Annotated in this window: 23 protein-coding genes; 12 read left to right on the top strand and 11 right to left on the bottom strand. The window is 38.6% G+C overall.

Annotated elements, in window-relative coordinates; genetic code table 11:
• Window positions 1-28 precede the first annotated feature (28 nt).
• The 5 genes from tilS (at window position 29) to B4G94_RS13510 (ending at window position 3,774) form a co-directional block, all read left to right on the top strand.
• A complete protein-coding gene (gene tilS, locus B4G94_RS13530) occupies window positions 29-1,360 on the top strand; it encodes a tRNA lysidine(34) synthetase TilS (protein ID WP_286859517.1) in 1,332 nt (443 codons plus the stop codon).
• A 51-nt stretch (window positions 1,361-1,411) separates the two neighbouring features.
• Complete coding sequence (locus B4G94_RS13525) at window positions 1,412-1,906, top strand: hypothetical protein (RefSeq protein ID WP_241254920.1); 495 nt, start codon at window positions 1,412-1,414, stop codon at window positions 1,904-1,906.
• A gap of 89 nt (window positions 1,907-1,995) precedes the next feature.
• Window positions 1,996-2,316: a DUF4834 family protein gene (locus tag B4G94_RS13520; protein WP_165305644.1), complete on the top strand. Its 321-nt coding sequence runs from the start codon at window positions 1,996-1,998 to the stop codon at window positions 2,314-2,316.
• A gap of 32 nt (window positions 2,317-2,348) precedes the next feature.
• Window positions 2,349-3,452, top strand: a complete 1,104-nt coding sequence (recF, locus tag B4G94_RS13515) for a DNA replication/repair protein RecF (protein WP_108635953.1) — start codon at window positions 2,349-2,351, stop codon at window positions 3,450-3,452.
• Window positions 3,445-3,774 (top strand): DUF721 domain-containing protein, encoded by a 330-nt coding sequence (locus tag B4G94_RS13510; protein WP_077437878.1) that lies wholly within the window; start codon window positions 3,445-3,447, stop codon window positions 3,772-3,774. Before recF ends, B4G94_RS13510 begins: the two co-directional genes overlap by 8 nt.
• Window positions 3,775-4,663: 889 nt before the next feature.
• Here the strand turns inward: B4G94_RS13510 and B4G94_RS13505 are convergent.
• From B4G94_RS13505 to sucC, 3 genes are all read right to left on the bottom strand, one after another.
• Window positions 4,664-5,284 (bottom strand): L-threonylcarbamoyladenylate synthase, encoded by a 621-nt coding sequence (locus tag B4G94_RS13505; protein ID WP_108635951.1) that lies wholly within the window; start codon window positions 5,282-5,284, stop codon window positions 4,664-4,666.
• Between the two features lie 164 nt (window positions 5,285-5,448).
• Window positions 5,449-6,894, bottom strand: coding sequence for an asparagine--tRNA ligase (gene asnS, locus B4G94_RS13500; protein WP_108635950.1), 1,446 nt, complete (start codon window positions 6,892-6,894; stop codon window positions 5,449-5,451).
• 247 nt (window positions 6,895-7,141) lie between these two features.
• The gene (gene sucC / locus B4G94_RS13495) at window positions 7,142-8,335 is read right to left on the bottom strand and encodes an ADP-forming succinate--CoA ligase subunit beta (RefSeq protein ID WP_108635949.1); all 1,194 of its coding nucleotides are present in this window, start codon (window positions 8,333-8,335) and stop codon (window positions 7,142-7,144) included.
• A gap of 172 nt (window positions 8,336-8,507) precedes the next feature.
• Here sucC and B4G94_RS13490 point away from each other — a divergent pair, with 172 nt between their 5' ends.
• The 4 genes from B4G94_RS13490 (at window position 8,508) to B4G94_RS13475 (ending at window position 11,388) form a co-directional block, all read left to right on the top strand.
• Window positions 8,508-9,158, top strand: a complete 651-nt coding sequence (locus tag B4G94_RS13490) for an ABC transporter ATP-binding protein (protein WP_286859551.1) — start codon at window positions 8,508-8,510, stop codon at window positions 9,156-9,158.
• A gap of 8 nt (window positions 9,159-9,166) precedes the next feature.
• Complete coding sequence (locus B4G94_RS13485) at window positions 9,167-9,646, top strand: hypothetical protein (protein WP_286859515.1); 480 nt, start codon at window positions 9,167-9,169, stop codon at window positions 9,644-9,646.
• A 75-nt stretch (window positions 9,647-9,721) separates the two neighbouring features.
• Window positions 9,722-10,252: an HAD family hydrolase gene (locus tag B4G94_RS13480; RefSeq protein WP_286859514.1), complete on the top strand. Its 531-nt coding sequence runs from the start codon at window positions 9,722-9,724 to the stop codon at window positions 10,250-10,252.
• A 131-nt stretch (window positions 10,253-10,383) separates the two neighbouring features.
• On the top strand, window positions 10,384-11,388 hold the full coding sequence (locus tag B4G94_RS13475) for a LacI family DNA-binding transcriptional regulator (RefSeq protein WP_108636109.1): 1,005 nt from the start codon (window positions 10,384-10,386) through the stop codon (window positions 11,386-11,388).
• A gap of 71 nt (window positions 11,389-11,459) precedes the next feature.
• On the opposite strand, the gene lpdA (B4G94_RS13470) is transcribed toward B4G94_RS13475, so the two are convergent.
• A complete protein-coding gene (lpdA, locus tag B4G94_RS13470) occupies window positions 11,460-12,848 on the bottom strand; it encodes a dihydrolipoyl dehydrogenase (protein ID WP_286859513.1) in 1,389 nt (462 codons plus the stop codon).
• 244 nt (window positions 12,849-13,092) lie between these two features.
• Between lpdA (B4G94_RS13470) and B4G94_RS13465 the strand changes: the two genes are divergently transcribed.
• Window positions 13,093-13,392 (top strand): DUF3817 domain-containing protein, encoded by a 300-nt coding sequence (locus tag B4G94_RS13465; RefSeq protein ID WP_165305648.1) that lies wholly within the window; start codon window positions 13,093-13,095, stop codon window positions 13,390-13,392.
• Between the two features lie 159 nt (window positions 13,393-13,551).
• Here B4G94_RS13465 and B4G94_RS13460 read toward each other — a convergent pair whose 3' ends face one another.
• The 7 genes from B4G94_RS13460 to B4G94_RS13430 form a co-directional block, all read right to left on the bottom strand.
• Complete coding sequence (locus tag B4G94_RS13460; RefSeq protein ID WP_108635943.1) at window positions 13,552-13,956, bottom strand: acyl-CoA thioesterase; 405 nt, start codon at window positions 13,954-13,956, stop codon at window positions 13,552-13,554.
• A gap of 66 nt (window positions 13,957-14,022) precedes the next feature.
• Window positions 14,023-15,429: a dihydrolipoyl dehydrogenase gene (lpdA, locus tag B4G94_RS13455; RefSeq protein ID WP_286859509.1), complete on the bottom strand. Its 1,407-nt coding sequence runs from the start codon at window positions 15,427-15,429 to the stop codon at window positions 14,023-14,025.
• Window positions 15,430-15,786: 357 nt separating this feature from the next.
• On the bottom strand, window positions 15,787-16,320 hold the full coding sequence (locus tag B4G94_RS13450) for a plastocyanin/azurin family copper-binding protein (protein ID WP_104384943.1): 534 nt from the start codon (window positions 16,318-16,320) through the stop codon (window positions 15,787-15,789).
• A gap of 55 nt (window positions 16,321-16,375) precedes the next feature.
• Window positions 16,376-17,977, bottom strand: a complete 1,602-nt coding sequence (locus tag B4G94_RS13445) for a response regulator (protein ID WP_286859507.1) — start codon at window positions 17,975-17,977, stop codon at window positions 16,376-16,378.
• Between the two features lie 23 nt (window positions 17,978-18,000).
• Window positions 18,001-18,561, bottom strand: a complete 561-nt coding sequence (locus tag B4G94_RS13440; RefSeq protein WP_108635940.1) for a chemotaxis protein CheB — start codon at window positions 18,559-18,561, stop codon at window positions 18,001-18,003.
• A 6-nt stretch (window positions 18,562-18,567) separates the two neighbouring features.
• Window positions 18,568-19,407: a CheR family methyltransferase gene (locus B4G94_RS13435; protein WP_241254921.1), complete on the bottom strand. Its 840-nt coding sequence runs from the start codon at window positions 19,405-19,407 to the stop codon at window positions 18,568-18,570.
• Window positions 19,395-22,826, bottom strand: a complete 3,432-nt coding sequence (locus B4G94_RS13430) for a response regulator (RefSeq protein WP_286859505.1) — start codon at window positions 22,824-22,826, stop codon at window positions 19,395-19,397. Before B4G94_RS13430 ends, B4G94_RS13435 begins: the two co-directional genes overlap by 13 nt.
• Window positions 22,827-23,426: 600 nt before the next feature.
• Between B4G94_RS13430 and B4G94_RS13425 the strand changes: the two genes are divergently transcribed.
• On the top strand, window positions 23,427-23,945 hold the full coding sequence (locus B4G94_RS13425; protein WP_286859503.1) for a KdsC family phosphatase: 519 nt from the start codon (window positions 23,427-23,429) through the stop codon (window positions 23,943-23,945).
• Between the two features lie 2 nt (window positions 23,946-23,947).
• A complete protein-coding gene (locus tag B4G94_RS13420) occupies window positions 23,948-24,526 on the top strand; it encodes a Maf family protein (RefSeq protein WP_108635938.1) in 579 nt (192 codons plus the stop codon).
• Window positions 24,527-24,564: the final 38 nt, after the last annotated feature.

The raw sequence follows: 24,564 nt of genomic DNA, 5'->3' as shown, positions 1-24,564 counted from the left end.
CAGCCAAAATATACCGTAACTTTGTTGTATGAATGTGCTGGAAAGATTAAAGGGATATATTGAAAAGGAGCATTTAATGATGCCTCATGACAAAATATTGCTTACGGTAAGTGGGGGAAAAGATTCGATGCTGATGGCACATTTATTCGCAAAAGCCGGCTTTAATATCGCTATTGCGCACTGTAACTTCCAGTTGCGTGGAGAGGACTCCGAACTGGACGAAGCTTTGGTTCGAAAATTTGCTGCTGATAATGGAATTCCAATATTTGTCAACCAGTTTGATACCAAGACCTATGCCAAGGAAAATCAAATTTCCATTCAGATGGCTGCACGCGAACTTCGTTATCGCTGGTTTGAACAACTTCGTGAGCAACTTCAGTTTGACCGAATTGCTGTCGCTCAACACCTCAATGATCACATTGAAACCGTCTTGTTAAATCTTTCACGTGGAACTGGTCTGCAAGGACTTCAGGGCATCTTGCCTGTAAGAGATCGCATCATTCGGCCGCTTTTATTCCTTAAAGCAAGTGAAATCGAATATTACGTTCAGGAATATAGTATTGCTTATCGGGATGACCAATCTAACTTTTCGACAAAGTATGCGCGCAATAAGATAAGAATCGATATCATTCCGCATTTCAAAAAGCTACAACCCGATTTTGAGCAGATTTTTGAACAGAATATTACACACTTTAAGGAATCTTATCAATTGCTACAGCAATTTGTCGAACCGATCCGGAATAAACTTTTTCGGTCTACAGGTGATGGTTGGGTAGTGCGCAAAGAAGATCTGGAAGAACATTTGAACAATTTGCCCTTATTGTACGAGTTGTTTTCCGGTTTTAATTTTTCTAAAGCCGTGTTAAGTGATTTGCAGCAAGCCTGGGGACGGGAATCAGGGCGTATCTTTCAATCGGATTGCTATCATATGCTTTTGGATAGAAATGAACTTTTTATCAAAGAGAAGGAGTTTATATCGTCGGACGAGGCGATCATTACCTCTGAAACATCGACGGTGGAATGGAAACAATATTGTTTCCATGCAGGGATCTCTACAGAACTTGCGATTAATACGAGTAGGGAGATTGCAAAATTCGATTATGATCTGCTTGTCTTTCCATTGACAATCCGTTCATGGAAGATCGGAGATAGCTTCTATCCTTTGGGCATGGATGGGCGAAAAAAGCTGAGTGATTTTTTCATCAATAAGAAAATCAGTTTATTTGAAAAGGAAAACATTCCTATTCTGGTGAACGGAAATGGGGATATTCTTTGGCTTGCCAAATATCGCATGGATAATCGCTATAAGATTACCAGCAATACAAAAAAAGTCCTTACTTTAGTCTGTAAATGTGGTTAAGGATTAAGGAGCAAGGGAAAATTGTCTCTGTGCCCTATTATAAAAAAAGAAATGAAAGAAGGTGTATTCTATTCGGAAAATCAATATTTAGGACGTGACCGTGTTTGGATAAGCGTACGTTTGGTACTTGTGTTATTTTGTTTTACCGCATTTTATCTGAATTTGGACCATTTGATTTCCAGTCAATTGTTTTTCATTGTCGGAGTGGGGATCATCATTACATCCATTGTTATGATGTATATGGTCTTGTTTCGCATAGAAGTATTCCAGGATCATATCCTGATCAGTGGTCTCTGGTCTACCCGGGTGGTGAAAATAGATTTGGCTTCTATTTCGAAAGTTGAAAAGGGACCATATAGCACATTTTTTTTTAATAACCCTGTTTATAACCTGCATTCCAAAGGGAAGATTAAGTTTTTTGCAGGGGGTAAAAATGCGGTCTTCCTAACGGATAAAGATGGATTGACCTACGTGTTGGGAACCCAGCGACAAGAGGAGCTTTACCGTACAATCATGGAGACAAAAGGGAAACTGGCGAAGTCTTAAAAATTGTTAATAATTTCTTATCTGACATTTTAAAGACAACAGTTTATGGAGTTATTGGTTAAATTTGAGAAAATAGCAACGAATTAACTATGGCATTTTTAAAATTTATACTTATTACATTCGCTGTTTACTTTGTAATAAGATTCTTATTCAAATTATTATTACCGTTTGCGATGCGCAAGGCAGCTGAAAAGTTGATGAAAAAAGCGCAGGAACAGGGGGGAGCATATAGCGGCCAGGGGCAAGGTGGTACTTTCCATTATGAATTTACCGGTCAGCGTCAGCAAGAAAATAAAAGATCTCAGCCTGAAGGCAAAATTAAAGTTGATTATATTCCACCCAAGGAAACTCCCGAGCGCAAAGGGGCGGAAACGGCTGGTGAGTTTGTCGATTTTGAGGAAATAAAATAATTATTAGCGGTCAAATAGCGTATCTTTGTGCTATGTGGCTCAAGCAACTTTCTGTTCTAAATTTCAAGAATTACTCGGAATCTTCTTTGGAATTTCTCCCTGAAGTAAATGCTTTTACAGGGAATAATGGTGTTGGCAAAACCAATCTTTTGGATGCAATCCACTACTTATCACTTTGTAAAAGCTATTTTAATCCTATAGATTCGCAACATATCAAATCCGGTAATGATTGGTTCATGGTCCAAGGTGAATTTGATAAAGAATCGAATAGTGATGTTATTTCCTGCAGCCTAAAAAAGAATCAAAAAAAGCAGTTTAAAAAGAACAAAAAAGATTATCCTCGACTGGCCGATCATATTGGACTTTTTCCTTTGGTTATGATTTCGCCAAATGATAGTATCATTATTACGGATGGGAGCGAGGAACGTCGAAAGTTTGTGGATAATGTGATTTCCCAAACGGACAATAAGTATCTGGATACGCTAATTATCTATAATAAATTCTTAGCCCAACGAAATAGCCTGCTCAAACAGGCCCGTCAAACCAGTGTTCTGGATTTGGGATTAATCGAAATTCTTAACTTTCAACTTGAGGAAGTCGGCAATATTATCTTTGCCAAGAGAAGATCATTTATGGAAGAGTTTCAACCTGAGTTTGACCGACATTATGAATTTTTGACCGAAGATGCGGAGTCTGTCCAGCTGCAATATGAGTCCCCCCTAATGTCGGATTCCTTCCTGAATATTCTAGCGAAAAACCTTGAGCGTGACCGTATTTTGGAACGTACTAGTCAGGGGATTCATAAAGATGATCTGATATTTACTATCCATGGTGGAATGCCGCTGAAAAAGTTTGGCTCCCAAGGACAACAAAAATCATTTCTCATTGCGTTAAAACTTGCTCAATATTCCTATTTACAGCAAAAAAAAGGATTTAAACCCTTACTTCTCCTGGATGACATCTTTGATAAACTGGACGATCGCCGTACGCATAAATTGATGCAGATGGTCTCTGATGATGATTTTGGTCAGATTTTTCTAACGGATACGGATTCAAAAAGAATTCAACGAATCTTTGACGAAATCAATCGCCCTGTTCGTATATTTGGAATCGAAGGAGGACAAGTGAATGTATAAGAAACAACCAACGAAAAAGAGCCTGGAATTTATTCGGTCAAGCGATGACATGACCATTAAGCAGGGGGTAGAGCGTCTCCTCGAAGCGTATAAACTACGCCGAAAATTTGATGAGACCTCAATCGCTTCGGTATGGCCTCAATTGATTGGAAAGGCAATTGCCAATCGCACGCAGCAGCTGTATGTGCGTGACAAAAAGTTGTTTGTACGCGTAGAGTCTGCCGTGATTAAAAATGAACTGGCATTAATGCGCCGTCAGATCCTCGGAAGGGTAAATGAGTATGTCGGACATGTCATTATCGAAGAGGTCGTGATTTTGTAGCCTGTATTCGTAGCTAAGTTTAGCCAACCTATTTCATCTCCCTGAAACCGCACGGACAAAGCTGCTTGCACGTTTTGAACACGTCGAATTCAAGCGGGGTGACTATCTCAATCTTTTATTTTTGATGTTCCTTTCATATAGAATTTTCAATAAATCAGTGATTGTCGTAAGTACCGTTTATCAAAATCAGATTATCAACAGATGGAAACGGAAGTAGTTTTATTGTATCTCCACTGACATGTCTCGTGTTTTGTGATCTGTGTAACGCTTGAACTTTTATCACAAGGCATTCAATACCAATAAAAGGAAAAGCATAGACTTGTTTTTATATCGTAAATCTAATGACATTTATTTCAGTTAGCATGATTGCCTATGCGATGCGAGTGAGCGCATAAAGCGTCTGAGGATTAGAAGTTTTGAACAGGAGTCTGTAGTTATTGACCATCAGGCAAGGATTTGAGCTCTTTGATACGGCAATAAAGCAGCGAGTGGGGCTTGGGGTATAGCTTTCAACATTGAGATGTGAATATAGGATGGTTATACACAATGAATTTTGGCTTAGCGATGCATTTAGCTCTGTTGTTAACATTTTTGTGTGGATAACCTCGTAGTTTTACACATTTTACCGTGATTTTTAATTTTGCTTTGTTGTGTTATTCACATTTTAATGTTGGTAAGTGCTGAGTTGTTCACATTCCCAAGTGATGGGTAGGTACAGGTATTCCACTTATTAACATTCTTTATGTTAATAAGTGGTTGTTTTTGTTGATAAGTCTAAAGCGAAATACCAAAGAGTCAATCTTATGCACAAAATACCAACAGTCCGTTAGGGTGGTATTTGTTGGGCGCATGTTTATTGGTCGACTGCCATACTGGAATTTGGAGGCTACTATAAGTATTGTTCCAGATCACCTTTGCCTTCACGGATAACATCAAAGGTTCCTTCTGTTAGATCTACTACCGTAGAAGCGACATTGTCTCCATAACCGCCATCGATAACAGCATCGACAAGATCCTGATATTTCTCATAGATCAATTCGGGGTCAGTCGAATATTCGATTATTTCATCTTCATCGTGAATGGAAGTTGTCACAATCGGATTGCCCAATTGTTTCACAATTTCCCGAACAATGTTATTGTCTGGCACGCGAATACCCACGGTCTTCTTTTTCGAACTTAATAGCTTGGGAACTTTTGTTGTTGCGTTAAAAATAAAGGTAAAGGGGCCCGGGAGCGCTTTCTTCAGGACACGGAATACGGTCGTATCGAATGACTTGGTGTACTGGGAAATATCGGTCAGGTCATAACAGATAAAGGATAGATTGGCTTTATCCGGTTTTAATCCTCTGATCTCACAGACACGTTCTATTGCTTTTTGTTGTGTAATATCACAGCCGATACCATAGACAGTATCGGTGGGGTAGATGATTACTCCGCCTCTTTTAAGGATGTCAACAGCCTGTGCAATGGCTTTTGGATTGGGATTGTCGTTATATATCTTGATAAGCATATTGCGTATAGTAATTTATTATGACCTATGAAAATCATAGCTTTTAATCTGCGAGCCCCTGAACGAGGTGCTTACCATCTCAAGGGGGCAAACTATTATTCAGATACGTATCTTTCTAAAAGAACAACAGCCAAAATATTTTGTTTTGGCTGTTGTTCTTTATATTAAAATTCTGCATTTTTCGGAGTACGGGGGAATGGTATTACATCGCGGATATTGGTCATTCCGGTAGTGAACAAGACCAAGCGCTCAAAACCTACACCAAATCCTGAATGTGGTACAGAACCAAAACGGCGGGTATCCAAGAACCATTCCATTTCTTCTGCTGGTATGCCTACTTCTGCCATACGCGCCAATAGGCGGTCTAGATTTTCCTCACGTTGTGAGCCGCCGACCATCTCACCAATGCCCGGGAAAAGAATATCCATCGCACGTACGGTATTACGCCCCTGCGCATCAGGCTCGTTCTGTTTCATGTAGAAAGACTTGATCTCTCTTGGGTAATCAGTCAGAATAACAGGCTTCTTGAAGTGTTTCTCGACCAAATAACGTTCGTGTTCAGATTGCAAGTCAGCTCCCCAATCGTCAATTAAATACTTAAATTGTTTCTTTTGGTTTGGCTTACTGCGTTTTAGTATTTCAACAGCGTCTGTATACGTTACACGCTCGAAATCATTTGCTAAGACGAAGTTTAACTTTTCAACCAAATTTAGTTCAGAACGTTCTGCTGCCGGTTTTGATTTTTCTTCTTCTAATAAACGGCTTTTCAAAAACTCGATTTCTTCAGGACAAGTTTCTAAAGCGTATTTTATCACGTATTTCAACAAGGCTTCGGCGAGGTCCATATTGTCTTCCAGTTCATAGAAAGCCATTTCCGGTTCAATCATCCAGAATTCAGCCAAGTGACGCGTTGTATTTGAGTTTTCAGCCCTAAATGTTGGTCCAAAAGTATAGATGTTTCCAAAGGCCATTGCGCCTAGTTCACCTTCTAATTGACCAGATACCGTCAGATTTGTCGATTTCCCAAAGAAATCCTCTTTAAAATCAATTTCTCCGTTTTCTTTACGCGGTGGATTTTTTAGATCTAAGGTAGTCACCTGAAACATTTCACCGGCACCTTCTGCATCAGAACCTGTGATAATCGGTGTGTGCATATACACAAAATCATTTTCCTGGAAAAATTTATGCACAGCGAATGCCAAGGCATTGCGTACTTTAAATACCGCATTGAATGTTCCTGTACGGAAACGTAAGTGCGCAATTTCACGTAGAAATTCCAAGCTGTGCTTCTTCGGTTGTAAGGGGTATTTTTCGGGATCTGAATCACCAATAATGCTTACCTCCGTAGCTTTAACTTCCACTTTTTGTCCCTTACCTAGCGATTCTATCAATTGACCTTTTACACGAACTGCTGCTCCGGTAGTGATACGCTTCAGGATATCTTCAGGTGTATTTTCAAAATCGACTACTGCTTGAATATTATTGATTGACGAACCGTCATTAATTGCTATAAATTGATTGTTACGGAAAGTTCTTACCCAACCTTTAACAACGACCTCTTTGCCAAATTCTGTGGCATTCAATAGTTCCTTTATTCTTGTGTGTTCCATTTTAATTTTTGGAGAATGACTTGTAAAAGATGCTTTGTTTAAAAAGCTATACAAAAATAAGCTATTCTGTTGGTTTATTGGGTATCAATGTTGATTTAATTCGCTGAATGAAGGATCAATAAGCTTTTAAAACTAAATTTTCCGGACGAATATTTGGATCAAAACCAATAGAAAGGGGCTGCATTTAGAACAAAAAAGCGGATCAACTCAGTTGATCCGCTTTTAAGCTTTATGATGATCGAAAGAATTATCCTTTCAATACTTTGGTTACTAATTCAGCAGCTTCTTTCAATAAGATTGCAGAATAAACTTGCAGACCTGACTCATCGATTAATTTTTTCGCTTCTTCGGCATTTGTACCTTGAAGACGTACGATGATAGGAACAGGAATATTACCAATTTCACTGTAAGCATCAATTACCCCTTGTGCAACACGGTCACAACGAACGATACCACCAAAGATATTGATCAAGATTGCTTTTACATTAGGGTCTTTCAAAATGATATTGAAACCAGCTTTTACCGTTTCAGCATTTGCCGTGCCACCAACATCTAAAAAGTTTGCAGGTTCACCACCAGCTAATTTGATGATGTCCATTGTTGCCATTGCAAGACCGGCACCGTTCACCATACAACCTACGTTACCATCTAGTTTAACATAGTTAAGGTTTGATTCGCCAGCTTCAACTTCTGTAGGATCTTCTTCGGTTACATCGCGCATAGCAGCGTAATCTGGATGACGGTATAAAGCGTTCTCATCAAGATTTACTTTAGCATCAACGGCTAAAATCTTGTCATCAGAAGTTTTTAATACTGGATTGATCTCGAACATGGAAGAATCCGTAGAATCATATGCTTTGTAAAGTGCAGCAACAAATTTTACCATTTCTTTGTGCGCAGCACCAGAAAGACCTAGATTGAAAGCAATTTTACGTGCTTGGAATCCTTGTAAACCTACTTTTGGATCGATTTCTTCTTTGAAAATCAAGTGTGGTGTTTTTTCTGCAACTTCTTCAATGTCCATACCACCTTCTGTAGAGTACATAACGATGTTACGTCCTGTAGCACGGTCCAATAAGACAGACATGTAGAATTCTTTTGTTTCGCTTTCACCTGGATAGTAAACGTCTTGAGCGATCAAAACTTTGTTTACTTTTTTACCTTCAGGTCCAGTTTGAGGCGTTACTAATTGCATACCAATGATGTCAGTTGCTCTTTGTTTGACTTCATCTAAGTTCTTAGCTAACTTGACACCACCACCTTTACCACGGCCACCAGCGTGAATTTGAGCTTTGACAACAACCCAGTCGGAATTGTAGTCTTCTTTCATTTTTTTAGCCGCTTCCACAGCTTGCTCTGGAGTATCTGCTACGATACCTTCCTGTACGCGCACACCAAAGCTCTTTAGTATTTGTTTTCCTTGATATTCGTGAATGTTCATTTGCAAAAATATTTGGCGTAAAAATATGTTTTTTTAAGGGATAAGACAAGGGATAAATTGCTCTTTTATCTATTTTTTGACATTTGTGAAAAATAAAATGGCTGAAATAGAGAAATAACTGCTTATTTATTCAAAGGCATGATATCGTAAATTTATTTATCTTTGCCCTATGATGTTACAAGCCAAAGGAATTCACAAAGCTTATGGGGCATTGCCCATCTTGAAAGGCGTTGACATAAGCGTGGAAAAAGGTGAAATCGTGAGTATTGTTGGAGCTTCAGGAGCAGGTAAGAGTACACTTTTACATATTATCGGAACATTGGACAAACCTGATCAAGGTTCCATATTTATTAATGGTGTTGATATCCATAAACTGAATGCCAAAAAGCTGAGTGCATTTCGTAATGAACATATCGGTTTTGTTTTTCAGTTCCATCACTTGTTGCCTGAATTTACGGCATTGGAAAACGTATGCATCCCTGCATTTATCCATGGGCAGGGGCGGGCCGAAGCGGAGAAGAAAGCAAAGGAATTATTGGAATTACTTGGAGTTTCTCATCGCATTGACCATAAGCCTGCTGAGATGTCCGGGGGGGAACAACAACGTGTGTCTGTCGCCCGAGCCCTAATGAATGATCCTTCTATCATTTTGGCAGATGAGCCATCCGGTAACTTAGATTCAGAAAATGCAGCAGCCTTACATCAGCTGTTTTTTGACCTTAGAACTAAATTTCAACAAACATTTATCATTGTAACCCATAATGAAGAATTGGCCCGCATTTCAGACCGGACAATTCATATGCGGGATGGGTTGGTAGTATAATTATTTTGATGAAGAAAATATTAATAACTTTCGGAACCAGACCACTGGCGATGCGTATTGCCAAAAAGCTTGCAGGAAAATTTGAAGTTTTGTACGCGAGCTCGGAAGAGATTCCGGAATTACTCCTAAAATCGAGGAATTATATGTCAATTCCCAAAGGATTGCTACCTACCTTTGCACACGAGGTACTCAAATTGAGCCTAGACCAGCAAGTGGATTATGTGCTGCCTTTAGGTGGTTTCGAGCTTGAACCATTGGCCGAAGCCAAAGTGTTATTTGACGAGTATCAGATCGCTGTGCTTGTTCCGGATAAAGATATTCTTGATACTTTTCCTATCATTGAAAATCCTCCTGTTGACCTCCCTTATGTTTTGCTTTCCAAAGGCGATAATTTATTGGGAGATGATGTGGCTGAAAATACCCTGGATGGGCTATTGGTCAGATCGGATTCTGAGGAAGATTTTGCACTAATCTGCGTATCGAAATAAAGCAATTGTATTATTGTTCGCCTCATGCTGAACCTGACTTGTGCGACGTTTTTTTAATTTAAAGGTTTATTAGTGATGCTGTTTCCAGAAGAAAAGAAAGTCTATGTTTTTGAATTGGATGATGTTATTTTTCCAAAAAAAGATTACTTGCTCCAAGTTTACTATCTGTTTGCTAATTTTATTGAATTCACGGAGACATTTCCTTCCCAGGGCGATCTAGTTAATTTCATGAAAAACCATTTGGAAAACCAAGGGGAAGAATCCTTATTTGAACATGCGCAAGCAACATTTGGATTCGACATGAAGTATAAGGAAAATTTTGAACGATTGCATGTAAATGCCGTATTACCGTTAAAGCTGCATCTTTTTGATCATATCACCACATTATTTTCTCAATTGAGTGCTGCTGGTAAAATAATATGTATTCTGACGAAGGGAAATCCACTGGAACAACTGAACAAAGTGAGATTTGTGGATTGGGGAGTGTTCAGCGATCGGATAAAAATTTATTTTGAGGATGAGCTTGTATTTCGAAAGATAGATCCCATGTCATTCTTAGCCCAGGAATTTGCGGTAAATAGTTCCGCAATTCAATTTGTGGACTAAGTTTGTAGTGATTATCTTTGTATTATCTACCAACAAAGTTTTGAAGATAGAAGAATATTGAAAAACATTGTTGAAAAAAAATTATGATTAGGGATATAAAAGCCCTATTTTTATATAAAGCCCTTGGATTTATGAATAAAGTGAACAAGCCTGCCACGATTAAGGAAATTGCCAAGAAGCTGAAAATCAGTCCTTCCACGGTTTCGAGAGCATTGAATGATCATCCAAGTATTGGATTGGTAACGACAATGCGTGTCAAAAAAATGGCCGAAGAATTGAACTATGAACCCAATCAGACAGCTATTTTCTTTAAACAACGCAAGACATTTACCATCGCTGTTATCCTGCCTAGTTTATCGGAACCATTTTTTTCCTTCGCGATCAGCGAAATAGAAAATGTTGCTTCGGCTCAACGGTATACTGTTCTGATGGGGCAATCATTGGATGATCCAGATCGGGAAGAACAGATTTTAAAAACATTTAAAAATCATCGCGTAGATGGTATATTAATGTCGATCGGGAAGAAGACGACAAATTTGGAATTTATCGAAAAACTGGAGTCATCTGGAATACCGGTTGTCTTTTTTGATTGTGTTCCTAGTTTGCCAAATATCAATAAAGTTCAAAGTGATCTGTCGACCGGCATGAATGAGGCTGTAGATGCGTTTGTGGCACGCGGGCACAAAGTAATTGCTTTAGTTAATGGACCGAAGACATTACCTGCCAGTGAGGACCGAAAAGTAGCGTATTTGTCTGCAATGAAGCGAAATGGAATGGATATTCTGGAAAAGAATATTATCGAAACAGACCTGAGCACAGAGGGGAATGAAAAAGCCATGGATTGTATATTTGCGATGCCTGAACGGCCTTCGGCGATTATTTCTTTCAATGACTTTGTTACACTGGATCTGATGAAAGCAGCGCGCAATAAGGGATTGGTCCTAAATCAAGATATCTTTTTCATTAGTTATGCCAATTATCCACTGTGGCAGTATATGGAAAACCCACCAATGGGACGTATTGAACAGTTTCCGGGTATGCAGGCACGTAAGGCGGCGGAAATTCTATTTGAGCGAATTGAGAATTCAGATGTGGCAGATCAGCAAATTGTTTTTAAGTCGAGATTGGTGATGTAGTTTTTTCTGAAATGAACAATATAAAAAAGAGGGGAAAATNNATTTTCCCCTCTTTTTTATATTATATGCGACTATAGATGGATCACTTCACCGTATGCATCGGCACATGCTTCCATAATAGCTTCACTCATTGTTGGGTGCGGATGGATTGTTTTGATCATTTCATGTCCTGTTGTTTCCAATTTACGGGCAACAACAACTTCTGCGATCATTTCAGTAACATTAGATCCGATCAGGTGTGCACCTAGGAATTCACCGTATTTTGCATCAAAGATAACTTTGACGAAACCGTCTTTTGCGCCAGCTGCAGAAGCTTTTCCTGAAGCTGAGAATGGGAATTTACCTACTTTAACTTCATAGCCAGCTTCTTTTGCGGCTTTTTCAGTATAACCAACCGAAGCAATCTCTGGAGAACAATAAGTACATCCCGGGATATTGTTATAATCAATAGGTTCTACATGAAGACCTTTGATTTTTTCGACACAGGTAATACCCTCTGCTGAAGCAACGTGAGCTAAGGCCTGGCCTTTAACGATATCACCGATAGCGTATACACCTTCAATATTTGTTTTGTAGAAATCGTCTACTACAACACGGCCACGATCAGTTTTTACACCAACCTCTTCTAAACCGATGTTTTCGATATTAGGAGCAATACCTACCGCAGATAGTACAACTTCCGCTTCGATGACTTCAATACCTTTTTCCGTTTTAATGGAAACTTTGCTCAATTCGCCGGATGTGTCAACGGATTGCACCTCTGATTTAGTAAGGATATTAATGCCTTGTTTCTTTAAGCTTTTTTCTAATTGTTTTGAGATTTCTTCATCTTCAACTGGAACGATTCTATCCATAAATTCAACGATAGTCACTTTTGTTCCAATTGCATTATAGAAATAAGCAAATTCAACACCGATAGCACCAGAACCAACAACCACTAAAGATTTTGGTTGTTTAGGTAATGTCATTGCCTGGCGGTAGCCAACGATCTTTTTACCATCTTGTGGCAAGTTAGGTAGTTCACGTGAACGTGCTCCTGTGGCCAGGATGGTGTGTTTTGCTGCATATTCTTTTGTCGAACCGTCTGCGCCTTTTACGTCGATCTTACCGCCTTTTTTAATTTTCGCAGTTCCGTTGATGACATCAATTTTATTCTTTTTCATCAAGAACTGAATACCTTTACTCATTCCTTCAGCTACTCCGCGGCTTCTTTTGACGATAGCTTCGAAATCAGCCTCACCACCTTGAACATTGATGCCGTAATCTGCGGCATGGTTTAAATATTCAAATACTTGAGCACTTTTCAATAATGCTTTTGTAGGGATACAGCCCCAGTTTAGACAAATTCCGCCTAATGATTCGCGTTCAATAATCGCTGTTTTGAACCCTAACTGAGCGGCTCTAATGGCAGCAACATACCCGCCTGGACCACTACCGATTACAATGATGTCGTAATTCATATAAATAAATATTCTGTAGTTGAGTGTTATAGCTTCAAATACCAAGGTACTGAACCTTATATTCATTCAAAAGTACATATTTTTTCTGATGAATATGAACTATTTATTGTAAAATTGGCGGTTTTTGATAAAACAATGTCATTGTGTACAGCCTAATGTCACGTGTCGGTAAAAGGACGAAAAATAATGGAGTAACCGTGTTTAGAGTGTTATTTTTGATGTTCACAATACACAGTTTATCATTATGTTAAGAATATTTAGACAAATTGCGCTGTGGGAGGCTGTTTCCACGATCTGCTTGTTTTTTATTGCAATGCCCCTGAAATATTTTGCCGGAATACCCGAGGCAGTGAAGATTGCTGGATCCATTCATGGCTTTTTTGTCGTTATATTTGTCGTGATGCTCATCATGTCTACCATCGAATATAAATGGCCCATTCTGAAAGCGATTAAGTACTTTTTGGCCTCCTTGGTTCCCATCCTTGGATTTTGGGTAGAATTGGATTTAAAGAAGGAAATCGAAGGAAAAAGACAGAAATCTTAATCATTTGGGTTTGAGATATTAATATCTTAAAAACCGTTAAGCTTAGGGCTAGGTTTAAGTTAAGCATACAGCAATAGTGTCCGATAATTTGTGCGCATAAATTTGCGGGTAGCGGTTTACAAAAAATATGCTTCAATACAATAGGAACAGGCGAGATGGTTAATCATCTCTTCCTGTTTTCTCGATTCCCATGTAAGCGTAGGTAATGCTATCTTTTCCATGTGGGACGGGGTTTCCATCCTCATCTAAATTGACAAATACCAGTTTGTCGATGGATAGGATTGTTTTCTTTGAGATTTTATTTCGGACTTCACAACGCATTGTCAATGATGTTCTTCCAAAATTAGTCGCCTCTATACCTAACTCTAAAATATCTCCCTGTTTGGCAGAATTTACAAAATTGATTTCAGATATAAATTTGGTAACGACCTTTGGATTGCCCAATTGTACAATCGCATAAATGACAGCTTCTTCATCTATCCAACGCAAAAGTGTTCCGCCGAATAATGTTCCGTTCGGATTAAGATCTTCGGGTTTGACCCATTTTCTTGTGTAAAAATTCATTTTATATAGGTAGTTATGACAAAGGGGAAAAGTTTCCTTTTCCCCTTTGGTTTATGCTATTAACGCTTAAGCGTGTATTGCTCTATTTGCGGTTGCTGCTAATGCAGCTTCTTTAAGAGCTTCGGTGTAGGTTGGGTGAGCATGACAGATCCGTGCGATATCTTCTGCAGAAGCACGGTATTCCATGGCTACTGTAGCTTCGCCGATCATGTCTGCTGCACGTGGACCGATCATATGTACGCCTAATACTTCGTCTGTTGTTGCATCAGCCAATACTTTGACAAAACCATCTGTATCACCTGAGGCTTTTGCACGGCCAGAAGCTTTGAAGGAGAAAGACCCAGCTTTATATTTCACGCCGGCTTCTTTCAGTTGTTCTTCCGTTTTTCCAACTGAAGCCACTTCAGGCCAGGTGTACACAACACCGGGAATTAAATTGTAATCGATGTGTGGTTTTTGTCCCGCAATATATTCAGCGACATATACCCCCTCATCTTCGGCTTTGTGTGCCAACATAGCGCCAGTGATCACATCGCCAATCGCAAATACACCTTGTACAGAAGTCTCTAAGTGAGCGTTCACAGGGATTTTCTTGCCTCTTTCTTCCAATGTAATGCCGATATTTTCTAAGCCTAGACCTTCAGAATAAGCGGTACGTCCAACTGCAACAATACAATAATCGCCATCCAATGTGATTTCTTGTCCTTTTGGATCTTCAGCTGTTACTTTTACGGTTTTCCCTTTTGCTGTTGCCCCTGTGACTTTGTGACCCAAGTAGAATTCCATGCCTAATGATTTTTTCAAAACACGTTGCAATTCTTTACCTAAGCCACCATCCATTGTACCAATGATGGACTTCGCAAATTCAACGACAGAAACTTTTGAACCTAAACGGGCATATACCGAACCTAATTCTAAACCAATGACACCACCACCGATGACAATAAGATGTTTAGGGATCTCTTTTAGGTTAAGCGCTTCCGTGGAAGTGATAATTCTTTTTTTGTCAACCGGCAAGAACGGTAGAGAAGTCGGTTTTGAACCTGTGGCAATAATTACATTTTTTGCTGTAACTTGTTCCGTAGAACCATCTGCTTTTGTTATTTTAATGGTGTTTTTGTCCACAAATGAACCCACACCCTGGAAACTGTCAATTTTATTTTTCTTGAATAAGAAAGTGATACCGGCAGTATTTTGAGCAATGACATCGTCTTTACGAGCAATCATCTTTGCCATATCCACCTTTAGGTCTTTTAAACTGATGCCAAATGCGTCAAAATTATGGGCAGCATTGTGGTAATGCTCCGATGAATCTAAAAGCGCTTTTGAAGGAATACATCCAACGTTAAGACAAGTACCACCAAATGTGCTATATTTTTCAATAACAGCTGTTTTTAATCCTAATTGGGCACAACGGATAGCTCCTACATATCCGCCTGGACCGCTTCCGATTACAATTACGTCGTATTGCATTGATTACGTTTTAATTTTTAGTAGTACAAATTTAATGATTATTAATGGGATAGGAAATCAAAACTTACGATTTGTAGGCGAATAGACTTACTTTACATTTTTTTGATAAATGGATAGGCGTGTGCAACCCAAAAAATAATCTTATTTCGTTAAATCTGTATGCGATAAAAGTTATTTTGTAAACAAGCTGCTCATTAAATAGGAGCAGGCATCGGCGTGGTGCGAGGTTGTAGATGATGATTCAACTGAATCAGCGAAAAGGATCAAGGGGCAGTAACTTGTGATCATTGTTAACGAAAAATAATACCTTAACAAAAAAAGGATACCTATATCTAGATACCCTTTTTTGTTTTTATATTATTCTGCAACGATTTTTCCTTGCATTACTCCGTAGTGACCAGGGAAACTACAGATGAAAGGATAGACTCCTTTTTCAAGTGTAAATGTAATTTTATCTGTTTCACCCGGACCTAATAATTTCGTGTGGGAAACGATGGAAGACAATGCTGATTTTGGAATATACTCATCAGCTGCGGCTGCTGCCGCCTCAGCTCCGAAAGTTGGAAGATCTACACCCGGTTTAAGGATGACAACATTATGTCCCATAGATTCTTTTGGCATGGTACCTGCATTTTTGAAAGATAATTCTACAGGTTCACCAGCTTTCACACGGAATAAATCCTTGTCAAATTTCATCTGATCATTACCTTCTAAAGATAAGCTGTTGGAAATAGCTACGTTTTCAATTCCAGGTACTGTTTCTGTTGCTTGGTTTTCTGTTGAAGTTGTCGATTCTGTACTAGCTGATTTGCCAGACTTCTCACTGTTTCCGCCACAAGATGCAATTGACAAGGCAACTGCAACTGCTGGTATCATAAAAAGTTTTTTCATTATTATGTTTTGTTAATTCTTTAAAATTAATGATTTCATCGGTAAATCGAAACAATCATTTCAATTTTGACAATAAAGCTTCAATTGTTTTGTATAAATTGATAGGATCAAATGGTTTTCCAACCACTTCATTGGCTCCTGCATCCAAAGCTTCTTGCTGTTCTGCTTTTAAAACTGAAGCAGAAATGGAGATAATGGGCATATTCGCAATGGCAGGATTCCTATGGCGACGTATTTCTTTGATCGCTTCAAAACCACTCATGAGTGGCATGTGTGCGTCCATAAATACCAGGTCTATTTTTTTTCTGTTTATTTCCTCGAGGGCAAGCTGTCCATTTGTCGCCAAGGTGATCTCGCAATTCCAGCTCTTGAGGATATTTGCTAACATAAAGCTATTTAATTCATTGTCTTCGGCAATCAGGATCATCGGTGAATTAAATTTTGGTAACTCGGTATAAAGCACTTGTGTTTCTTTTTCTTTAGGTTTATCTTCTATTTTGTCAAAATCGCATTCAAAAGAAAATGTGCTTCCTTTGCCATATTCACTTGATGCGAAAACCTTTCCATTGAGAAGGGCAGCGATACGTTTTACAATTGCTAAGCCCAAGCCCGTTCCACCAAATTTTTTTGTAATGCTGTCTTCTCCTTGCTCAAATGCGATGAATATTTTTTCCAATGCATCTTCTGCGATACCGATACCAGTGTCGATGACCTGAAACTGTAAACCAATTTGCTGATTACTCTCCGTTAGAAGCTGGATTTTTAAAATGACCGAGCCTGCAGAGGTAAATTTGAAACTATTGGAGATGAAGTTCGTTAGAATCTGTTTTAAGCGAAGCGGATCCGTTAAAAAATAACTGTTTATCCGCTCGTCCACCTCGATATTAAAATTCAAACCTTTATAGTTCGCCTTATCGATAAACAGATTGTTCAAATCATCGGTAATATCATGCACCGAAGTGGATTCCATATTCAGCTTCATCATGCCCGAATCGACTTTGGAGAGGTCTAAAATGTCATTAATGATCGTAAGTAAGTTTTGAGAGGCCGAATCGAGTTTATAGATCCAGTTTTCCTGTTCAACGGTAAGCTGTGAATTTTTTAGCATTTGGGTGATTCCCATAATGCCGTTGATAGGCGTCCGAATCTCGTGACTCATATTGGCTAAGAACGTTTCTTTTGACTTTCTGGCGAGTTCAGCTTCTTCTTTTGCTTTAAGAATAGCTTGTTTAGACTCCTCCAATGCAATGTTTTTTTCTTTAATTTCCTGTTGTATCAACAGTTGCTGAACAAAAGATTTGACTTTTGCGATGGTAGCTTCTGGATTGAGCGGTTTATATAGATAGTCTACAGCGCCACTGTTAAGTCCCTGAATGAGGTACTTGTCCTCCTTGGAAATAGCAGTTACCATGATCGGGATGATGTGATTCGTCTTTGGGTTTTTCTTCAGGAAGGTGACGAATTCGAATCCATTGATTTCGGGCATCTGTACATCAACCAGAGCGAGATCAATTTCTTCTTTCCAACAGATTTTTAACGCTTCATTGGGATCTGTACTACTAATTATATTTACATATTCGATATCCTCCAGCAATGCTGTGAGACTGATAATATTCTCAATTTTATCATCGACGATCAATATATTAATCTTCTTCATTATATCAAATCAAAAATACAACTTTAGGTTAATTGCATAATGTAATCTTTTATTTCGGCTATACTCAAGATCTTATCTTGCGCATTAAGGTCTATTGCAGCCTGAGGCATTATCGGAACTTCTGCCTCAAGCGGGTTCTGCACATAGGTTTTTCCGCCGTACTTTTTTATCATTAACAATCCTTGTGCGCCATCTTGGTTGGCCCCGGAAAACAAAATTGCAGTACAATTTTGTTTATAGATTTCGGCAGCCGACTCAAAGGTCACATCTATAGATGGTCTTGAATATTGAACCGGTTCTGAGATATCCAATGAAAAGCTATAATCTGGCTCAATAAGTAAATGATAGCCTGCGGGAGCAAAATAGATTGTTCCGTCCGCGATACTCTCTTTATCGTCAGCAGTTTTTATTTTTTGTAATAGGGCTTTCGAAAGGGTATCTTCTATACTTGATGCGTATTTGGGATTGCGGTGAACAACGACGATGATGGGTATCTGAACCGGACGTTCCAATGCCTTCAGGATGTTTAAAATAACACTAAACCCGCCAGCGGAACCCGCTAATAAAAGAATTTTACGTTCCATCTTGACCTAACCGATTTTTTGATAAATGTTGTGTTTTTTATTTACAACCTTGAATTTTGCTGCATTTTTATAGTTAATTAATGATTCTTTTGAACCTAGACATAAAAAGCCAAGGTGGCAAAGTGAATTATAAAATAAATCCAATACCATTTCCTGGAGGTTTGTGTCAAAATAAATCAATACATTACGGCATGTGATCAATTGAAATTCATTAAATTCCCGGTCGGACACCAAGCTGTGCTGCGAAAAAAGCACATTTTTTTTTAGGCTATTATTTATCGTGGCCGCATTGTACATAGCTGTATAATATTCGGATAAAGAACTTTTGGGATCCGTTTTAATAAAGTTTTCAGAATATTCCTTCACTTTTGCCAACGAATAAATGCCTCGTTTGGCTTTCTCCAACACTTTATTATTAATGTCAGTTCCATAGATAAAGGAACGTTGATAAAGCGCTGCTTCTTGTAGTAAAATGGCCAAAGAGTAGACTTCTTCACCCGTGGAACAACCGGCACTCCACAGCTTAATATGGGGGTAAGTGGCCAGATAAGGAAATACATCGTTTTTTAATGCTTTGTAAAATTCCGGATCTCTGAACATTTCAGTCACATTGACTGTAATTTCCTGTAAAAAATGAGTGTTAAATCCTGGCTGGTTAATTAGTTTGGATTTTAATTCGACCAGGTCCAGTTTGTTTAGCTCCATAATTCTGGTGACACGCCGCTTGAGGGATGCTCTCGTATATCCGGACACATCATAACCGTGAAGATTTTTGACAATATCAATAATTTCCTCCAACTCTTCAAAAGTGATCATTACCGCTACTTTAGTAGTTAACTCAACCATACACGCATTAAGGATATCAATTTATCCACATCAACGGGTTTGCTAATATAATCGTTTGCTCCTACAGCAATTGTCTTTTCTCGGTCACCTTTCATTGCCTTTGCTGTCACGGCGATAATAGGGAGATTTGAAAATTTCTTGTTTGACCTTATTTTTTCGATCGCTTCATATCCGTCCATGACAGGCATCATAATGTCCATTAAAACAAGATCAATATCCTCGTTGCGTGCTAGAATATCCAGTGCTTCCTGACCATTATTTGCAATCTCGATTTTCATATCATAGCTTTCGAATGCTGTACTTAGTGCAAAAATATTGCGCATATCATCGTCTGCCAGCAAGATGGTCTTAGCAGCCAAATTATTTTCCACGAGCACCGAAGCACTATTGTTAAATGCGAGGTATTCCGTTTTGCTGCTCCGGATTTTATTTAAGAATAAATTGACTTCATCGATCAATCTATTATTGGATTTGGCTGATTTTAATACCATGGCTTGACTATGGTGCAAGATCTCGGATGTTTGTTCAGGACTTAGCTCCATAGCAGTGTTGATAATAATCGGTAAATCTTTAAACTGGCTGTTTGATTTGATCTCATTGAGCAGTTCAATACCAGATTTATCCGGTAAATTTAGATCCATAATGATGCAGTCAAATACTTTTTCCTGGTCCAGCAGATCGAGCGCCTGTTGCGCGTTGAAGGCCTGAAATATCTGAATATTTTGTTCTTCGAGAGATTGCTTGATAAAATCACTTTGAATTTCCTGATCTTCCACCAATAGAATTTTCTGAATAGGATGGCTTGTTGACGCTTTAATTTTTAGAAAAGTCTCCGCTAGTGATTTTTCAGAAACTGGTTTGGACATAAATCCGATAGCACCCGCAGATATCGGTTCATCATGCAGGAAAGTTCCCGCTGACATCATGTGTACAGGGATATTCTTCGTTGAATCTGTTTTTTTGAGATTACGTAGCACTTCCCAACCGTCCATTTTTGGCAGCATGATATCTAGTATGATGGCAGCAGGGATTAAGTTCTGCGCTTTATGAAGGCCATCTTGTCCGTCATAGCTGATATAGGCATCATAACCATTTTGGATCGCATAATCTTTTAGTATATCTGCAAAAATAAAGTCGTCTTCGATGATCAGTAATTTATTGTTTCTGTTACTATTCTCAATAGGACGATTTTTTTCGAGGGTTATATTTTCTAATTGTGGATAGGATGGTACGCTATTTTGATCAATAACCGGTATTTCCGGAATGTTTTCAATTGCAGCTTCTTTCTCCAGTGGTACACTGAAAATAAAGGTACTGCCATCACCAACTTTGCTGTTTAGGGTAATTCTTCCCTTCAATAGGCTTGCAATCTCACGACATATGGACAGGCCTAGTCCTGTGCCACCATATTTGCGGCTTGTGGATCCGTCCTCCTGTTTAAATGCATCAAAGATGAGCTCTTGCTTTTCCGGAGCGATACCGATACCGTTATCCTTAACCGTAAAATAGATGTTCTCATTTTCTATATTGATCTTGAGTGATACTGTGCCATTTTCACCCGTAAATTTAAACGCATTCGACAACAAATTTTTTAGCACCTGTTGTAAGCGATGTTCATCACCAATAAATTCTTGTGGTGTATCGCTATCAATTTCAACGTTAAATTTGATCATCTTGGATTCTGCGGTATCATGGAAGAAATCTTTTATGTAATTGACCAGGTCGCTTGTATTGATACGTTCCTTTTGGACTTCCACTTTTCCAGATTCTATTTTTGCCAAATCCAATAACTCATTGATCAAGTGGAGTAAATCCGTACCTGCACTGTGGATCACTGAAGCATATTTTATCTGATCGTCATTCAGATTTTTCTTTTTGTTGTCCTGCAGCAATTTGGCAAGTATAAGAATACTATTCAGCGGAGTCCGTAGCTCATGACTCATATTCGCCATGAATTCGGATTTGTACTTACTTGATAATTCGACTTCTTCAATTTTTTGTGCAATGGCCTGTCTTGCTTTTTCCAGATCTTCATTTTGGGTGAAGAGTAATTTCGCCTTCTCATCGAGCTCATTGTTTGTTTGTATAAGTTCCTCCTGTTGTACACGGAGCTCTTCTTCGGAAGCTTCCAGTAAATGAGTCTTATGGACTAATTCCTCGTTTGTAGTTCTCAATTCTTCCTGTTGAGCTTCAAGTTCTTCCGTTTGCTGTTGAAGTTCTTCATAGAGATCGGCAAGTTTGCCATGGGTCTGCGCAACTTTGAGGATAATCGCGATGTTGCCTTTTACTTTATCAAGGAAATTGAATCGTAACCGTTCCTCTTTTTCTGATACGATCGGGCAACAGATTTCCATCAGACCAACACAGTGATTTTCATAGGTGAATGGAATAATGTAGATTTCTGTTTCTATTCTATTGGATAAAGAAGTTTCTAAAACGAGATGATTATGGTCGATATCCTTGATTTTAACTACGTTATGTTTGTTTGTTACTTCCCCCAGAATACCGTCATCTTCTTTAAAACTTTTTTTAATCTCCTGTTTCGTGGCGATTCCTATTTTATGACATAATTGATATTCCCGGTAATTATCATCAAAAATATAGACTGTCCCTCCCAGGGCTTTCGTTGTACTGGTAATCGCATTTAGGCTGATCTCGGCTATTTTTTTATCATTGTAATCACCCCTTAGCTGTTCATCTATATGGTTGATAGCATTCAAGATCCAGTTATCATTGTTGGTTTGATTCTGTAAATGTTGAAGACGACTATTGGATTCTCTTTGTCCTTTGACAGTGGCTCTCAAAACTTTTGAAATACCGGAAAATTTTGCTAGAATATAGAAAAAACCGCTTAAGCCGATTGCAATGAAAAGATAGGTAATGTTCTGCGCCAATTGAAGACTGTTTCTAGATTTTTCCAGCCGACTTGCCCTTTGATCAAGCAGATCTCCGGATAGTATATCTATCTGATTTAAGATCGCTGTTTTCTGTTCATGGATATAGGCTGGCAGCGAACCATTGTTCAGTTTGGCATAGGTTATATCTTTTTCGAAATCATAGAAAAGTGCAATTTCTTTACGAAGTGTTTCAATGGCTAATGGGGAGACCGGATAGAGCTCATCTGCTCGAACAATAGATCGCAATAATTCATCTATGTGCTTTCGTTCGTTTCGATAAGGAATAAATAAGTCCGGATCTTCCTTTATGAAGTAATGAAGTTTAACATCGTTCACTTCATCAATGTTTGATCGGACTTCATTGATCACATTAAATTTATTTTCAGCGATCCGGACAATATTACGCTCATTATCGACGATATGATGCAGAGAAATAAAAAAGTATAGGGCGGAAATAAAGATAAGCGAAAAAGAAATTATCACTCCTATGGTAATTTGCTTTCTATAGTTTTTTTGCTCCATGCGAGAATGAGTTTAATGAATTTTGATCGCCCAACTATCGTTCATTTTTCTGTCGGTAGTTTCCTGATGTTACCTGGGGAAAAAAAGATATATGTAAAATAACAAAAAAACTTGCTATTCCTAAAATAGTCAAAAAAGCAAATAAATACAATATTGTGCATAAAGGAATAAAAAGTCCTAATAAAACAAAACCCTGATGATGGGCACCAGGGTTTGTTACTAACCAATTATAAACCTAAATTATGAAAAGACTTTTTAAGGGCGACTAAACTTAATTAGTTGCCGTATTTTTTGCCATGAAAAACTAAATTGATTGTTTTTTTAATCTTATGCTGCTTTAAACAAAATTGTTTGTTTGAACAGTATTGTTAGTGTTTTCATAGCCAGATAACCTTTAATTATCTTCTACAAAGATACGCTAAATATCGGGTTCCATCCAAATGTTTTTTATAATAAGTTGCTGATACAACTATGTTGTGACATATAAATGATATTTTGGCTTATTTGAATAATTTTATGGCGTAAACTGAGAAAAAAGGGGCGGTGGAGGGGAATCGTATATTTAGCGGAAATGCTTTATTTTTACAAAAATATATTTCAATGGTATTGACTGAATTTAAAACAATAAAAGGATTTGTATTGGATGTGGATGGGGTATTGACAGATGGAACTGTACAGGTGAATGAAGCTGGGGAGCAGCTGCGGACTTTTAATATAAAAGATGGATATGCCATACAATTGGCCATTAAAAAAGGTTATCCGATCTTTATCATCACTGGCGGGGCTTCCATAGGGGTGGAGCGCCGTTTACAGGGATTGGGCGTGAAAGAAATTCACTCGCGTGTCGTAGATAAGCTTTCGAAATTGCAAGCGTTAGCTAAAGATTATCATCTGGGACTTGATCAATTGATGTATATTGGTGATGATATCCCTGATTTTAGTTGCATGCGATCTGTTGGTTTGGCCGTGTCGCCGGCAGATGCCGTGGAAGAGATCAAGAAGATATCACATTATATCTCGGCTTTCAATGGGGGAAAAGGGGTTGTACGGGAACTGATTGAAAAGGTACTTAAAATGCAGGGAAATTGGTATGAGGACGAAACGATAAAAAGTATTTGACGATGTTAGAAAATTTAAAGAACAAAACAGTTATCCTGGGGTCCCAGTCTCCGAGACGCAAGCAGCTCTTATCGGGATTGGGCATTACCTTTGAAGTAGAGGTGCGGGAGACGGATGAATATGTTGATCCGAGTCTTTCTGCCAGTGAAGCTGTTCGTCAGATTGCACTGCAAAAAGTACAGGCTTTTGCAGATAAAACAGATGGCTTGGTGATCTGTGCTGACACCGTTGTTGTGTCGGCCGTAGGTGAGATTTTAGGTAAACCGAAGAATGCAGCGGAAGCTAAGCAGACTTTGGCAGACCTATCCGGAAATAAACATGTGGTCATTACCGCGGTAGCAATACGTTGGCAAGGTGTCGTGCAATCCTTTGTCGAAACGACAACAGTGCATTTCCACGTATTGGATCGAGAAGAAATTGATTATTATGTTACTCATTTTTCACCGCTTGATAAAGCTGGATCTTACGGTATTCAAGAATGGATCGGTTTAATTGCTATCGAGAAGATCGAAGGTGAATATAATAATGTCGTGGGACTTCCGACGGCGCGATTATATCAAGAATTGAAGAAGTTAACATAAAAAAAGCGGCAGAGCCGCTTTTTTTATGTTAAAATGAT

It is taken from the genome of Sphingobacterium sp. UBA7625 (assembly GCF_002484085.1).
In the GTDB taxonomy this organism is placed as follows: Bacteria; Bacteroidota; Bacteroidia; order Sphingobacteriales; family Sphingobacteriaceae; genus Sphingobacterium; species Sphingobacterium athyrii.
This window is presented reverse-complemented; position numbering and strand designations above follow the sequence as displayed.

Coding starts and splice junctions, on each gene's coding strand:
- tilS (WP_286859517.1), top strand. CDS start 29: ATGAATGTGCTGGAAAGATTAAAGGGATATATTGAAAAGGAGCATTTA.
- B4G94_RS13525 (WP_241254920.1), top strand. CDS start 1,412: ATGAAAGAAGGTGTATTCTATTCGGAAAATCAATATTTAGGACGTGAC.
- B4G94_RS13520 (WP_165305644.1), top strand. CDS start 1,996: ATGGCATTTTTAAAATTTATACTTATTACATTCGCTGTTTACTTTGTA.
- recF (WP_108635953.1), top strand. CDS start 2,349: ATGTGGCTCAAGCAACTTTCTGTTCTAAATTTCAAGAATTACTCGGAA.
- B4G94_RS13510 (WP_077437878.1), top strand. CDS start 3,445: ATGTATAAGAAACAACCAACGAAAAAGAGCCTGGAATTTATTCGGTCA.
- B4G94_RS13505 (WP_108635951.1), bottom strand. CDS start 5,284: ATGCTTATCAAGATATATAACGACAATCCCAATCCAAAAGCCATTGCA.
- asnS (WP_108635950.1), bottom strand. CDS start 6,894: ATGGAACACACAAGAATAAAGGAACTATTGAATGCCACAGAATTTGGC.
- sucC (WP_108635949.1), bottom strand. CDS start 8,335: ATGAACATTCACGAATATCAAGGAAAACAAATACTAAAGAGCTTTGGT.
- B4G94_RS13490 (WP_286859551.1), top strand. CDS start 8,508: ATGTTACAAGCCAAAGGAATTCACAAAGCTTATGGGGCATTGCCCATC.
- B4G94_RS13485 (WP_286859515.1), top strand. CDS start 9,167: ATGAAGAAAATATTAATAACTTTCGGAACCAGACCACTGGCGATGCGT.
- B4G94_RS13480 (WP_286859514.1), top strand. CDS start 9,722: ATGCTGTTTCCAGAAGAAAAGAAAGTCTATGTTTTTGAATTGGATGAT.
- B4G94_RS13475 (WP_108636109.1), top strand. CDS start 10,384: ATGAATAAAGTGAACAAGCCTGCCACGATTAAGGAAATTGCCAAGAAG.
- lpdA (WP_286859513.1), bottom strand. CDS start 12,848: ATGAATTACGACATCATTGTAATCGGTAGTGGTCCAGGCGGGTATGTT.
- B4G94_RS13465 (WP_165305648.1), top strand. CDS start 13,093: ATGTTAAGAATATTTAGACAAATTGCGCTGTGGGAGGCTGTTTCCACG.
- B4G94_RS13460 (WP_108635943.1), bottom strand. CDS start 13,956: ATGAATTTTTACACAAGAAAATGGGTCAAACCCGAAGATCTTAATCCG.
- lpdA (WP_286859509.1), bottom strand. CDS start 15,429: ATGCAATACGACGTAATTGTAATCGGAAGCGGTCCAGGCGGATATGTA.
- B4G94_RS13450 (WP_104384943.1), bottom strand. CDS start 16,320: ATGAAAAAACTTTTTATGATACCAGCAGTTGCAGTTGCCTTGTCAATT.
- B4G94_RS13445 (WP_286859507.1), bottom strand. CDS start 17,977: ATGAAGAAGATTAATATATTGATCGTCGATGATAAAATTGAGAATATT.
- B4G94_RS13440 (WP_108635940.1), bottom strand. CDS start 18,561: ATGGAACGTAAAATTCTTTTATTAGCGGGTTCCGCTGGCGGGTTTAGT.
- B4G94_RS13435 (WP_241254921.1), bottom strand. CDS start 19,407: ATGGTTGAGTTAACTACTAAAGTAGCGGTAATGATCACTTTTGAAGAG.
- B4G94_RS13430 (WP_286859505.1), bottom strand. CDS start 22,826: ATGGAGCAAAAAAACTATAGAAAGCAAATTACCATAGGAGTGATAATT.
- B4G94_RS13425 (WP_286859503.1), top strand. CDS start 23,427: ATGGTATTGACTGAATTTAAAACAATAAAAGGATTTGTATTGGATGTG.
- B4G94_RS13420 (WP_108635938.1), top strand. CDS start 23,948: ATGTTAGAAAATTTAAAGAACAAAACAGTTATCCTGGGGTCCCAGTCT.